Genomic DNA, 12,055 nt, shown 5'->3' with positions numbered 1-12,055 from the left:
GCGTTCAACGGAGTCGGCGACATCGCTCCACTGTGAAGCATGCGGGCGATCCGTGCAGGGCGGGCTGTGGATAACTCAAACTCCCCGGTCGTTGCACTTTTCCCCGCGTATCGACCGGGGAAAAGTGCAACGACCGGGGAATTGCCCAGGGGCGGCGATCATGAGGGCGTCGTGGGCGCGGGGGGGGTCTTAGGGCGCGTGCCCTCCCGCCGGCCTACCGCAGGGCGCAGTCGGCCCGGACGAGGTTGAGGAAGTCGCGCACCTCGGCCGGCACGCGTGAGCCCTCGCGCCACACGGCCAGCAGCGGCCGGGCCAGCTCGGGGCCGGCCCACACCGCCTCGGCCACCTCGCCGGCCTCGATGGCGCGCGCCACGGCGAGCCGGCTCAGCACCGCCGGGGCCACGCCGGCCGCCACCGCGGCCACGATCGCCGCGTTCGAGTCCAGTTCCGCCGCGGCCCGCGCCCGCCGCGGGATGACGCGGTCCAGCGTGGCGCGGGTGCCGGAGCCGGGCTCGCGCTCCACGAGTGGCACCGCGGCGACGTCCCGGGGGAACACCGGCGTCCCCGCCCACGGATGCCCGGGCGGGACCACGACGGTGAGCTGGTCGCGGCACAGTTCCTCCGAGGCCAGGTCCTCCGGCGCGCGCGGGTCCTCCAGGAAGCCGAGGGGCACCTGGCCCGTGCGCACGAGCCTCGCCACATTGGCCGAGTTATCGAAGCGGAAGGACACCCAGGTTTCCGGCGCCCGCGCCGCCTGGAGCCCCAGCCAGCCGGGGACCAGGTGCTCGCCGATGGTGCGCGACGCCGCGAGCTCCAGTCGGGCGGGCCCGCCGGCTCCCAGCGCGTCGGCGAGGCGGGCCAGGCGCTCCTGTTCGGCGAGCACCGAGCGGGCCTGGGCCACGAGTGCCAAGCCCTGGGGGGTGAGCTTCGACCCGGAGTGGCTGCGTTCAACGAGCGAGTAGCCGAGGTGTCGTTCGAGCCCCGAGATGGTCCGGGAGACATTCGTCTGGCTCATGCCCACGGCCCGCCCTGCTGCGCCCATGCCCCCGTGCTCCTCCAGAGCCACCAGCAATCGCAAGGAAGGCGGCCCGAAGAACGGGTCGTGCGGGTGACGAACCGGGAGTGAGGTCATGTCAGAAGCGTATGACCTCATGCACCATCACCGCCTACCCCCGGCAAGCGATCAAGGGTGGAATGGGAACCATGCAGAACGCAGCAGACCCCCAGCAGCCAGTCCTCAGCGATCAGGAGCGCGGCGTCCCCTCCGCCGCTCCCGCCACCGCGAGCCCCCGCGCCACCCGGCCCGGCGAGCCCGGTGCGCGAGCCTCCGCGTGGCCCGGCCTGCTCGTCTCCGGCGCGGTCGGCGCCGCCTGCCTGGCCCTCGGCAACACGGTCCCCGGCCTGAGCGCCATGCTCGTGGCCGTGCTGCTCGGGGCGCTCTGGCGCAACCTCCTCCCCGTCCCGGCCGCCCTGGAACCCGGCATCGCGATCGCCGCCAAGCGCGTTCTGCGCTGGGGTGTGGTGCTCCTGGGCCTGCAGCTCTCGCTCCCGGCCATCCTGGCGCTCGGCCCCGGCGTTCTCGTCGTCGCCGTCGCGGCGGTCGCCCTCACCTTCTTCGCCACGCTCGCCCTCGGCCGCGTGCTCAAGGTGGACCCCGAGCTCACGCTCCTGATCGCCTCCGGCTTCTCCATCTGCGGCGCGGCGGCCGTGGCCGGCGTGCAGGGCGCGGTCCGCGCCAGCCAGGAGAAGGTCGCCGCGGCCGTGGCGCTCGTGGTGCTCTTCGGCACCCTCATGATCCCGCTCATGCCCGCCCTGGTCGCGCTGCTCGGCCTCGGCCCCGGCGACGCGGGCACGATCATCGGCGGCGCCACGCACGAGGTCGCCCAGGTCGTCGCGGCCGGCGGGATCGCTGGCGGCGCCGCGGTCCTGGCCGTCGCCGTCCCCGTGAAGCTGGCCCGCGTGCTGCTCATGGCGCCCGTCGTCGCGGGCGTCTCGCTCGCCCAGCGCCGCAAGGGCGGTGCCCCGAAGAGCGGTGAGAAGCGCCCGCCGCTCGTCCCGCTGTTTGTCCTGGGCTTCGTGGCCATGGTGCTCGTCGCCACGACCAGCTGGGTGCCGGCCCCGGCACTCCACGCCGCCAAGCTGCTCCAGCAGTTCCTCCTCGCCACGGCGATGTTCGCCCTGGGCCTCGGCGTGCACGTCAAGAGCCTCGTCAAGCTCGGCGGCCGCCCCGTGGTGCTCGGCGCGCTCAGCACGCTCGTGATCATCGGCGTCGTCTTGCTGGGCATCGCGCTGGGAGGCGGCGCCATCGCCTGAGGCACACGCCCGACGTCGTGCGTTGGGTTGGAGCACGCAGGGCGCCTGGGCGCCCGCTCACGGAAGGCGCCAGCCGGCGCCGGACGCAGCGAGGCCCGGCGGGGGCATCCCCACCGGGCCTCGCTGCATGCTCTCCCTGGCGGCCCATGACAACCGCGCGGGAGGAGGATCAGGCGTTCGCGAGCACCTCGTCGGTGGAGAGGAACTCGTAGCCGTGGACCTCGGCGACCGGGGCGTAGGTGACCTTGCCCTGGTAGGTGTTCAGGCCGTCCGCGAAGCCGGCGTCGGAACGCAGGGCATCGGCCCAACCGCGGTCGGCGATCTTGAGGGCGTACGGCAGCGTCGCGTTGGTGAGCGCGGCCGTGGAGGTCTGCGGGACGGCGCCGGGCATGTTGGCGACGCAGTAGTAGACGGCGTCGTGGACCTTGAAGGTCGGCTCGGCGTGCGTCGTGGCGTGGGAGCCCTCGAAGCAGCCGCCCTGGTCGATCGCGATGTCGACGAGCACGGAGCCCGGGCGCATCTGCTCGACCATGTCGAGGGTGACGAGCTTGGGGGCGGCGGCACCCGGGATGAGGACGGAACCGATGACGAGGTCGGCGTCGGCCACGAGCTCGGAGATGGCGTACTTGGAGGACGCCATGGTCTTCAGGCGGCCGTGGTGCACCGTGTCCAGCTCCTTGAGGCGGGCCAGGTTGATGTCGACCACGGTGACGTCGGCGCCGAGGCCGGCGGCGGCCACGGCGGCGTTCTCGCCGGCCACACCGGCGCCGATGACGACCACGCGGGCCGGGCGGGTGCCGGGCACGCCGCCCATGAGGACGCCGGAGCCGCCGTTGGGCTGCTGCAGCGTGACGGCGCCGATCTGCGCGGAGAGGCGGCCGGCGACCTCGGACATCGGGGCCAGCAGCGGCAGCGCGCGGCCGCGGGTCACGGTCTCGTAGGCGATGGCGGTGGTGCCGGCCTTGATGAGGGCGTCAGTGCACTCCTGCGAGGCGGCGAGGTGCAGGTAGGTGAAGAGCACCTGATCGGCGCGGAGGCGGTGGTACTCCTCGGCGATGGGCTCCTTGACCTTCAGGAGCAGATCGCCCTGGGCCCAGACCTCGTCGGCCGTGTCCAGGATGGTGGCGCCCGCGGCGATGTACGCCTCGTCCGGGTTGCCCGAGCCCATGCCCGCGCCCTTCTGCACGAAGACCTCGTGGCCGTGGTGCACCAGCTCGGAGACCCCGGCGGGGGTGGCTGCGACGCGGAACTCGTTGTTCTTCACCTCGGTGGGAACGCCGATCTTCATGGGGGAACTCCTGCTTGCTTTCGGGTGGTCCGACGCGAACCAGCGCCGGGAGCACCAGAATAGAAACTCCTACGGAAGCGGTGGGGTGAATCCGTAGATTCTGCGGTGAATCGTGGAAAACTGGTGAAAGAGAGCATCACACACCGATGTGAGAGGGGTCACAAGTGAAGGATCTGCGGCCGGGCGAACGCGGCCTGCGCGAGCTGGACGAGATCGACCGAAAGCTGCTGCGCCTGCTCGCCGCCGACGCACGCCGGACCAACGCCTCGCTCGCCGCGGAATTGGGGATCGCCCAGTCCACCTGCCTGGCCCGCCTCAACGCCCTGCGCGCCTCCCACGTGATCCGCGGCTTCACGGTGGACGTGGAGCCCGGCGCGCTGGGGAATGCGCTGCAGGCGCTCGTCTTTGTGCGCATCCGCCCGGGCGCCCGCCACCTCATGAGCGAGTTCGGGAAGGCCATGACCGAGGTGCCGGGGGTGACCCAGGCGTTCTTCCTGGGGGGCGACGAGGACTTCCTCCTGCACGTGAGCGTCCGCGACGCCCAGGACGTCCGCGACTTTGTCGTGGAGCATCTCTCGGCGCATCCAGCGGTGGCGAACACGCGGACCTCGCTCGTGTTCGAGCATCTGCGTGGCGCTGAGCCCTGGGGGTAGCGGCCCGGGGGCGGCTTGCGGCCGGGTGTTGAGGCGACGCCGAAGAGTGTGGCGCACGCAATGTGTGAGGTGGCGAACCATTCCTGTCGCCGCACCCGCCCCCGCCGCCAGCCTGGAGGATGGCCCCCCGTCCGTCCTGCCCCTAGGAGTCCCCGTGTCCACGGCACACGCGCCCGCCTCGAGCACCCTCGGTGCCGACATCCTGCTCGCCCGCCACGGCAAGCGGATCGTGGCCTGGCGCGTGGATCACGCGGGGGAGCGCACGCGGGCCAAGCTCTCGGACGGCACGTGGGACAGCGCTCCCAACTCGATCCTGACCCCCGGCGTCTCGCCCGCGCGCAAGGCCGCCGGCGCCGCCGCTGCCACGCTGCACGAGCTCACGGCCGACACCGGCGCTCTGAATCGCGGCGATCGCCGCTTCCTCGGCAAGGTCTTCGTGTGGTGGGGCGTGGCGAGTGTGGTGCTGACGATCGGCATGATGGCGTTGCTGGGCAACGGCGCACTGGACCCGGCCCTGCTGGAGGAAATGGTCTCCGGGGTCTGAGGTCTTTCTCGAGTACGACGGCGCGTGTGCGCCCCGCGCTGGGCGCCTCACCGAGGCGCGTCATCCACAGGCGGCCGCGCCGCCCGGACGGCGTCGGTCCGGGCCACTACGATGTGCGCATGGAGAATCCCCGCTTTCTGAGCCTCGAGGACGTTGCCGAGGAGCTCAACGTGAACATGCCGCTCGCGCGCGCCCTGGTGCAGAACGGCGAGCTGCGGGCCATCAAGGTCGGTGGCCGCGGGATCTGGCGGGTCGAGCGCACGGCGCTGGAGGAGTACATCCAGCGCATGTACGTCCAGACCCGCGAGACCATCGGGCTGGACGCGGAGCAGGGCGCGGAAGAGCACGCCTAAAGGCTCGGTGACTGTCAGCCCGGGACGCCCGTTTTGGAATTGCGGGGCGCACCGCGCTAGTCTTATCAGGCACGCCCGCGAGGGCTTGACACCGTGCGGGGCTTTAGCTCAGTTGGTAGAGCGTTTCGTTCGCAATGAAAAGGTCAGGGGTTCGATTCCCCTAAGCTCCACGGATGAAAACCCGGGATCCATCAGGATCCCGGGTTTTTTGCCACCTGGCGTGAAGGGAGCAACAGTGCAGTTGATCGAGACGGTCGCCGAGGTTCGTGCCTTTGGTGCGCGCACGCGGGAGGCGGGCAAGCCCCTCGCGCTGGTCCCGACCATGGGCGCCCTCCACGACGGGCACCTCTCCCTCATTCGGGCCGCGGCGGCCGAGGGCGCCGACGTGGTCGTCTCGATCTTCGTGAACCCGGCGCAGTTCAACGACCCGGCGGACCTGGCCAAGTACCCGCGCACCCTGGAGCGCGACCTCGAGCTGGCCGCCTCCGCCGGCGCCGCCGCCGTGTTCTCGCCGAGCGTCGCCGAGGTCTACCCGGGGGGCTTCGCGACCTCCATCCGCGTGGGCGGCGTGAGCGAGCGCTGGGAGGGCGCCTCCCGCGGCGCCTCGCACTTCGACGGCGTGGCCCTCGTCGTCACCAAGCTGCTGTGCATGGTGGGCCCGGACGTCGCGTGGTTCGGGCAGAAGGATGCCCAGCAGGTCGCCGTCATCCGCCGCGTCGCTGCCGACCTCAACCTGCCGGCGCGCATCGCGACGGGCGCCACCGTCCGCGCCGACTCCGGCCTGGCACTCTCCAGCCGCAATGTGCGCCTGCGCGACGAGCAGAACCGCACCGCCCTGGCGCTCTCCGCCACCCTGCGGGCCGCGAAGGCCGCCGTGGAGGCGGGGGAGCGCGACGTCGCCCGGTTGGTTTCCGGGGCCACGGCGGCTCTGGAGGAGGCCGGGGCCCGCGTGGAGTACTGGGCCGTGGTGAACCCTGAGAGCTTCGAGCCGCTCGAGACCGTGGTGCCGGGCGAGCCGGCGCTGGCAATCATCGCGGCGCGGGCCGGCGAGGTCCGGCTCATCGACAACGCGCCGCTCACGGACTGAGCGCCTGAGCGACCAGCGACAACGCACCGCCTGCGGACTGAACACGCCGGGCCTTGTGGCCGCGCGAGGCCCCGAACACCTCAGAATCTGAGTGCCAAATGTCGTCAAAACGGCGGTTTTGACGACATTTGGCACTCAGATGTGGGTGAAGTGAGTGGCTCCGAACGGGCGAACCTGACGCGGCCAGGCACCCTAAAACAGCGTCGAGAGGCCGCCGTCCACGACCAGCGTGTGGCCCGTGATGTACGAGGCCTCCGGCGAGGCGAGGAACGCGACCGCCGCGGCGATCTCCTCCGGCTGCCCCCACCGCTGCAGGGCCGTGCGGGTGCGCACCACCTCGGAGAAGCGCGAGTCCACCATGAGATCGGCGTTCGATTCAGTCGCCACGCTCCCCGGAGCCACGGCGTTGACGCGGTAGCCGCGCGGGCCCAGCTCCGAGGCCAGCGAGCGCGCCATGCCCTCCAGCCCCGCCTTGGCCGCGGCGTAGCCCACGTCCCCGGCGCGCCCGCGCACGGCCGCGATGGAACTGATTGTGACGATCGCGCCGCCGGGCTCCTCGCCGTGGGCGGCTAGGAAGCGCCTCGTCACGTCGTACGCCGCCACGAGGTCGGCGTTCAGCAGCGCGGCAAACGCTGCGGTGTGCAGGGTGTCCACCCCGCGGCGATCGCGCACGCCCACGTTGTTCACGAGGATCCGTGGCACGTCGCCGGCGGCGGCAGCCGCGGCAAACGCGGCGTCCAGCTCGGCGGGCACGGTCACGTCGGCAGCGAACGACGACGCGTCGAGCCCCTCGGCGCGTAGCAGCGCCAGGACGGGCTCAAGACGCCCGGCGTCGCGCCCGCCGAGGAGCACGCGGGCGCCGCGGGCCCCCAGGGCGCGGGCGGCGGCGAGGCCGAGCCCCACGCGGGCGCCCGTCACGAGCGCGCAGACCCCGTCCAGGCGGCCGGAGGGAAGCCGAGGTCCTGCCGGCACGGCGGCGGCGCCTCCCGCACCCGAGGTCGCGGCGTCGGAGGCTGCGCCCAGAGGCGAGCCGCCGGCCTGGCCCCCGCCGCCCGAGGCGACGGGCCCGCCCACGGAACTCACGCCGTCGGGCCCTCGGCGTCCGCGCCGGCGCCGCCGTCGCCCAAGGCGCGCTCGAGCGTCGCCGCGTCCATGGAGGAGGCGTTGGCCTCCGTGGGGAAAGAGCCGTCTGCGACGGCGGCCGAGTACTCGTCCAGCGCGCCGCGCACCTCGGCGCCGAGGACGCGGAACTGGCGGGCGTGCTTGGGGACGAACTCCTCGTAGAGGCCTAGGAGGTCATGCCAGACCTGCACCTGGGCATCGCAGCCGGCCCCGGCGCCGATGCCGACGGTGGGGATCTCCAGGCGGGTGCTCACGGCGGCGGCGAGCTCGGCCGGGACGAGCTCCAACACCACCGACCAGACGCCGGCCTCCTGCAGGGCCAGGGCGTCGGCGAGCAGCTCGCGCGCACCGGCCTCATCGCGGCCCTGCACGCGCAGGCCGATCGTGTTGACGGACTGGGGCGTGAAGCCGAGGTGGCCCATGACGGGGATGCCGTTGGCTACGAGCTGGCGGACGAGGGGAGCGATGCGGGCTCCGCCCTCGATCTTGACCGACTGCGCGCCGGTCTCGGCCATGATCTTGGTGGCCGCGCGCACCGCGTCCTCCGTCGAGGCGGTGGCGGTGAAGGGCAGGTCCACCACGATGAGGGCGCGCTGGGCCCCGCGGCGCACCATCTGCGCGTGGTAGATCATCTGTTCCACCGTGACTGGCAGTGTGCTGTCATGTCCCTGCATCACCATGCCGAGGGAATCGCCCACCAGGATGGCGTCCACGGCGGAGGCGTCGACCAGCCGCGCGGAGGTGTAGTCGTAGGCGGTGACGACGGTGAACTTCTCGCCGGCTGCCTTGCGGCGGCGCAGGGAGGCGATGGAGGTGCGCACGGTGCTCCTTGAAAGCTGACCCGCGAAGGGGGAACCGCGCGCAAGAGAACGCGCGGCGACGGGCGTGACCGTGAAAGCTTGTCAGCCCCCTCGCCAGCGGGCAAGCCACAGACGGTCGTGGGACATCTTTTCGCGTCCCCGCTCAGTAGGCTGAGGCCATGCAGACTCAGCGCCGCGCGGCGGTCATCGGCTCAGGTCCCAACGGACTCGCGGCCGCCGTTGTCTTGGCCCGCGCCGGCGTGGACGTCACGGTCTACGAGGGTGCCGAGACGCCCGGTGGCGGCCTGCGCACGCGCCCGTTCGGTGCGGAGGGCGCGGTCCGCGACGTGTGCTCGGCCGTGCACCCCATGGTGCTTCCCTCGCCGTTCTTCCGTGCGCTGGGCATCAAGGAACGCGTCGACTACGCGATCCCCGAGATCTCTTACGCCCACGCCGTGCGCCCCGGCCACGCGGCCATCGCGTATCGAGACATCGAGCGCACGGTGGCGGAACTGGGCCGGGACGGCGCGGCTTGGCGGAACCTCTTGGGCCCCTTGGCCGCGAACATCGACACCCTCCTGGACGTCTCCCTCAACTCGATGCTGCGCGTGCCGCGGCACCCGATCCTGACGGTGCGCTTCGGCCTGCGCGTCCTGGAGCAGACGGGCGCCCTGAAGAACGTGCGCTGGCGAGGGCAGGACGCCCCGGCCTTGCTCTCCGGTGCCGTGGCCCACGGCGCCACGAAGCAACCTTCCTTCGCCGCCGCTGCGGCGGGCCTCGTCCTCGCAGCCGCGGCCCACGGCGAGGGCGGCTGGCCGCTCCCGCTCGGCGGGGCCCAGGTGCTCGCCAATGAGCTGGTGCGCGACATCGAGGCCCACGGCGGCCGCGTCCTGACGGGGCGCTGGATCCGCAGCCTCGACGACCTGGACGGGCCCCGCCCCGACATCGTCATCGCCGACACCTCGGCCCGCGATCTCGCGTGCCTCGCCGGCCCGGCCCTCCCAGAGTCCTACCGCCGCGCCCTGGAGCGCGTTCCCTACGGCATGGGCATCGCCAAGATCGACGCCGTGCTGGACGGCCCGGTCCCGTGGCTGGATCCGCGCCTCGAGGCCTCGGGCACGGTGCACGTGGGCGGCACCGCCTCGCAGGTGCACGCCGCCGAGAACCAGACGCTCAAGGGTCACTACCCGCACCGGCCGTTTGTCCTCGTGGCCCAGCCCGGCGCCGTGGACCCCTCCCGTGCTCCCGAAGGGCGCCACGTGCTCTGGGCCTACTCGCACGCCCCCGCCGGGGACGATCGCGACCGCAGCGAGACGCTCCTGGACACGCTCGAGGAGCACGCGCCCGGCCTGCGCGAACGGATGGTGCACCTCGAGAGCACCACGGCCGAGCGGGCGGGCGAGGAGAACCCCAATTACCCCGGCGGCGACATCGCGTGCGGCAGGCTAGACCTCTACCGGCTCTTCGCACGCCCGGTCCTCGCGCCGCAGCCCTGGCGTACGCCCACGAAGGGCCTCTACCTCGGCTCGGCGGCCGCCGTCCCCGGCCCCGGCGTGCACGGCATGTCCGGCTACCTCGCAGCGGCTACGGCCCTCGCCGACGCCGGCCTCGCCCTCCCGCGGGAGTTCGCCGGCATTCGTTAGCCAAGCCAACGCCCGACGGCGGGTGGGAACGTTAACGCTCCCACCCGCCGTCGGGCGTTGAAAGGGAAGGACCCGCCCCCTTCGGGGGGCGGGTAACTGGCCCTAGCCCCGGCCCTGCATGATGCGCAGGAGGCGCTCAGGGATGTCCTTGTGGCGCGGCGCGCGCAGCTTGGCGCGGGCTTGGAGCACGTGGGATTCCACCGTGCGGACGGCGAGGATCTCGACGCAAGCCATGCGTCCGACGTCGTGCAGGAAAGCGAAGGCGGGCAGCCCAAGAGGCGATCCAAGGTGTTGCGTGGTGTCATGACCGCCGCCGTGCTGTTCACGGCCTGGCACGTCTTCGCGTGGTTCCTCTGGATCGCGCCCGTCTCGCCGCTGCGCGAGGTGGTGCCGAGCAAGCTGCTGACGCAGTACATGATCCCGTTCTTCGGCCAGTCCTGGTCCGTGTTCGCGCCCGAACCGATCAACGGCGACAACCGCATGCTGGTGCGGGCCGTGATCCGCGAAAACGGCGCCGACAAGACCACCGAGTGGGTCAACGTCACCGACGTGGAGACCCAGCTCATGACCAACAAACTCTTCCCGGCGCGCGCCGCGAACCAGACGATCGACCTGGCCTCGGACTACCGCAGCGCGTACGCCAAGCTGAACGCCGAGCAGAAGGCGGCGGCAAACCTCAACTTCTTCGACGGCGAGGACTGGGCCGGCCGGGTGCAGGACACCATGGGCCGGCTCGGGGACAACAAGGCGGCCATCGGCAAGTACATCGACGTGGAGTTCCGCGCCGTCCGCTACGCCACGCAGGCCGCCAAGGCGATCTGGGGGCAGAACGTGGTGCGCGTGCAGTTTCAGATGGAACGCCAGAACGTCATTCCCTTCGAGGAGCGCCACAACCCCGACGCGGAGCGCCCCAAGGTGCAGCTGACGCCCTCGGGCTGGCGCGGCCCGCAGGTCGCTAAGGGCCAGTCCGAGAAGGACTTCGCCGACACCTTCAAGCGCCTCTACAAGGAGCTGCACCCGTGAGCGCCCCCGTCAAGACGCCCAACCCGGGCAAGAAGCAGGGACAGAAGGCCGGCCAGGTCGCGGCCACGCCCGCCCCGGCCATCCCGGAAACGGCCCCCACGCCCGACGCCGCCCCGGCGCCGGAGCGCGTCATCGTCACGGTGGGTGTGCTCTCCCTCGCGCAACGCTTCGGCCGCTTTGTTGCGGCGTTGACCGCCTCGCTCTGGAAGCTCCTCCTGGACACGGGCCGCAAGATCGCCGTGTTCTGCGAGAACTGGCTGCTGGATGGCAAGAAGGCCCCCCACGGCCTGGCCGTCACGCGCATCATGTTCGGCATCGCGGGCCTCGGCATCCTCGGTTCCAACTGGTCGACGCGCCTCTACGCGTTCGGTCCTGGCTCGCTGTGGAACGGCCAGTGGGCGGCGCCGTCGAGCGACTTCCCGCAGATCTGGCTCTTCTCGATCTTCCGCACGGTCATGCCGAACGCCGCGGCGTACACGGCCATGTACCTGCTGGTGGCCGTCCTCGCCGTGATGTTCACGCTCGGCTGGCGCTTCAAGATCGTGCTGCCGATCTACTTTGTGCTCTGGGTGAGCCTCATCGAGGCGCAGGATCTGCTGGGCGATCAGGGCGACAACATGTACCGCATCGCCCTCATCCTGCTGTTCTTCGCGGACCCCTGCCAGCGCTGGGCGCTCGACGCGCGGCGCCGCCGCAAGGCCGCCGAGCGCGGCGGCTCGTGGCTCGCGCAGACGTGGCGCGGGCGGCCGTTGCTGGCGGACAAGCCCGAGTACCAGAGCCTCTTCCACAACCTCTCGCTCGTGGCGCTCACCGCGCAGGTGTGCTTCGTCTACGCCTCGGGCGCGCTCTACAAGGCGGGCGGGGCCCCATGGTCCGGCGGTGAGGCGATCTACGACCCGCTGCACACGGTGCAGTTCGGCACGTGGCCGGCGCTCTCGGAGCTCGTGACGGCGTGGGGCCCGTCGGTGACCATCGCAGCCTGGGGCTCGATCATCCTGCAGATGTGCTTCCCCATGATGCTGCTGACCCACCCCACCCGCGTGGTGGCGCTCATCGGGATCATGGGCTTCCACCTCGGCATTGCCCTGCTCATGGGCCTGCCGTGGTTCTCGCTGACCATGATCGCCATCGACTTCGTGTTCATCACGGAAAAGACCTGGACCAAGGCCATCTCGACCGTTCGAGGCGCCTGGTCCGGGGCGGCGAGAGCCGCTTAGCCGGAACCCCTC

General features: G+C 71.7%; 13 protein-coding genes and 1 tRNA gene. 9 read left to right on the top strand and 5 right to left on the bottom strand.

What is annotated here, in order from left to right; genetic code table 11:
- Nucleotides 1–214 precede the first annotated feature (214 nt).
- The gene (locus DWB68_RS01460) at nucleotides 215–1,132 is read right to left on the bottom strand and encodes a LysR family transcriptional regulator (protein ID WP_158588172.1); all 918 of its coding nucleotides are present in this window, start codon (nucleotides 1,130–1,132) and stop codon (nucleotides 215–217) included.
- A gap of 71 nt (nucleotides 1,133–1,203) precedes the next feature.
- Between DWB68_RS01460 and DWB68_RS01455 the strand changes: the two genes are divergently transcribed.
- Nucleotides 1,204–2,313 carry a YeiH family protein gene (locus DWB68_RS01455; protein WP_119423414.1) on the top strand — a complete coding sequence of 370 codons (1,110 nt, stop codon included), beginning with the start codon at nucleotides 1,204–1,206 and terminating at the stop codon, nucleotides 2,311–2,313.
- 169 nt (nucleotides 2,314–2,482) lie between these two features.
- On the opposite strand, the gene ald is transcribed toward DWB68_RS01455, so the two are convergent.
- Nucleotides 2,483–3,601: an alanine dehydrogenase gene (gene ald / locus DWB68_RS01450; RefSeq protein WP_119423352.1), complete on the bottom strand. Its 1,119-nt coding sequence runs from the start codon at nucleotides 3,599–3,601 to the stop codon at nucleotides 2,483–2,485.
- 164 nt (nucleotides 3,602–3,765) lie between these two features.
- On the opposite strand from ald, the gene DWB68_RS01445 reads away from it, so the two are divergent.
- From DWB68_RS01445 to panC, 5 genes are all read left to right on the top strand, one after another.
- Nucleotides 3,766–4,254, top strand: coding sequence for an Lrp/AsnC family transcriptional regulator (locus DWB68_RS01445; protein ID WP_233548551.1), 489 nt, complete (start codon nucleotides 3,766–3,768; stop codon nucleotides 4,252–4,254).
- 154 nt (nucleotides 4,255–4,408) lie between these two features.
- The gene (locus tag DWB68_RS01440; RefSeq protein ID WP_119423351.1) at nucleotides 4,409–4,798 is read left to right on the top strand and encodes a hypothetical protein; all 390 of its coding nucleotides are present in this window, start codon (nucleotides 4,409–4,411) and stop codon (nucleotides 4,796–4,798) included.
- Between the two features lie 119 nt (nucleotides 4,799–4,917).
- On the top strand, nucleotides 4,918–5,151 hold the full coding sequence (locus tag DWB68_RS01435; RefSeq protein ID WP_119423350.1) for a helix-turn-helix domain-containing protein: 234 nt from the start codon (nucleotides 4,918–4,920) through the stop codon (nucleotides 5,149–5,151).
- A 97-nt stretch (nucleotides 5,152–5,248) separates the two neighbouring features.
- Nucleotides 5,249–5,321, top strand: a tRNA-Ala gene (locus tag DWB68_RS01430).
- Between the two features lie 65 nt (nucleotides 5,322–5,386).
- Nucleotides 5,387–6,238 (top strand): pantoate--beta-alanine ligase, encoded by an 852-nt coding sequence (panC, locus tag DWB68_RS01425; RefSeq protein WP_158588171.1) that lies wholly within the window; start codon nucleotides 5,387–5,389, stop codon nucleotides 6,236–6,238.
- Between the two features lie 192 nt (nucleotides 6,239–6,430).
- Here the strand turns inward: panC and DWB68_RS01420 are convergent, their stop codons facing one another.
- Nucleotides 6,431–7,321, bottom strand: coding sequence for an SDR family oxidoreductase (locus DWB68_RS01420; protein WP_199700346.1), 891 nt, complete (start codon nucleotides 7,319–7,321; stop codon nucleotides 6,431–6,433).
- Complete coding sequence (panB, locus tag DWB68_RS01415; RefSeq protein ID WP_119423348.1) at nucleotides 7,318–8,181, bottom strand: 3-methyl-2-oxobutanoate hydroxymethyltransferase; 864 nt, start codon at nucleotides 8,179–8,181, stop codon at nucleotides 7,318–7,320. The genes DWB68_RS01420 and panB overlap by 4 nt, the downstream gene beginning before the upstream one ends.
- Nucleotides 8,182–8,339: 158 nt before the next feature.
- Here panB and DWB68_RS01410 point away from each other — a divergent pair, with 158 nt between their 5' ends.
- Nucleotides 8,340–9,803, top strand: coding sequence for a phytoene desaturase family protein (locus DWB68_RS01410; RefSeq protein ID WP_119423347.1), 1,464 nt, complete (start codon nucleotides 8,340–8,342; stop codon nucleotides 9,801–9,803).
- Between the two features lie 102 nt (nucleotides 9,804–9,905).
- Here the strand turns inward: DWB68_RS01410 and DWB68_RS16930 are convergent, their stop codons facing one another.
- Nucleotides 9,906–10,037, bottom strand: a complete 132-nt coding sequence (locus tag DWB68_RS16930; RefSeq protein ID WP_267896912.1) for a hypothetical protein — start codon at nucleotides 10,035–10,037, stop codon at nucleotides 9,906–9,908.
- A 69-nt stretch (nucleotides 10,038–10,106) separates the two neighbouring features.
- Here DWB68_RS16930 and DWB68_RS01405 point away from each other — a divergent pair, with 69 nt between their 5' ends.
- Both DWB68_RS01405 and DWB68_RS01395 read left to right on the top strand, forming a co-directional pair.
- Nucleotides 10,107–10,826, top strand: coding sequence for a DUF5819 family protein (locus DWB68_RS01405; RefSeq protein ID WP_119423346.1), 720 nt, complete (start codon nucleotides 10,107–10,109; stop codon nucleotides 10,824–10,826).
- On the top strand, nucleotides 10,823–12,043 hold the full coding sequence (locus DWB68_RS01395) for an HTTM domain-containing protein (protein ID WP_233548550.1): 1,221 nt from the start codon (nucleotides 10,823–10,825) through the stop codon (nucleotides 12,041–12,043). The genes DWB68_RS01405 and DWB68_RS01395 overlap by 4 nt, the downstream gene beginning before the upstream one ends.
- Nucleotides 12,044–12,055: the final 12 nt, after the last annotated feature.

It is taken from the genome of Galactobacter valiniphilus (assembly GCF_003575975.1).
In the GTDB taxonomy this organism is placed as follows: domain Bacteria; phylum Actinomycetota; class Actinomycetes; order Actinomycetales; family Micrococcaceae; genus Galactobacter; species Galactobacter valiniphilus.
This window is presented reverse-complemented; position numbering and strand designations above follow the sequence as displayed.

Bases quoted from the DNA above. Each gene is read 5' to 3' on its own strand.
- DWB68_RS01460 (WP_158588172.1), bottom strand. From the start codon at position 1,132: ATGACCTCACTCCCGGTTCGTCACCCGCACGACCCGTTCTTCGGGCCG.
- DWB68_RS01455 (WP_119423414.1), top strand. From the start codon at position 1,204: ATGCAGAACGCAGCAGACCCCCAGCAGCCAGTCCTCAGCGATCAGGAG.
- ald (WP_119423352.1), bottom strand. From the start codon at position 3,601: ATGAAGATCGGCGTTCCCACCGAGGTGAAGAACAACGAGTTCCGCGTC.
- DWB68_RS01435 (WP_119423350.1), top strand. From the start codon at position 4,918: ATGGAGAATCCCCGCTTTCTGAGCCTCGAGGACGTTGCCGAGGAGCTC.
- DWB68_RS01410 (WP_119423347.1), top strand. From the start codon at position 8,340: ATGCAGACTCAGCGCCGCGCGGCGGTCATCGGCTCAGGTCCCAACGGA.
- DWB68_RS16930 (WP_267896912.1), bottom strand. From the start codon at position 10,037: ATGGCTTGCGTCGAGATCCTCGCCGTCCGCACGGTGGAATCCCACGTG.
- DWB68_RS01405 (WP_119423346.1), top strand. From the start codon at position 10,107: ATGACCGCCGCCGTGCTGTTCACGGCCTGGCACGTCTTCGCGTGGTTC.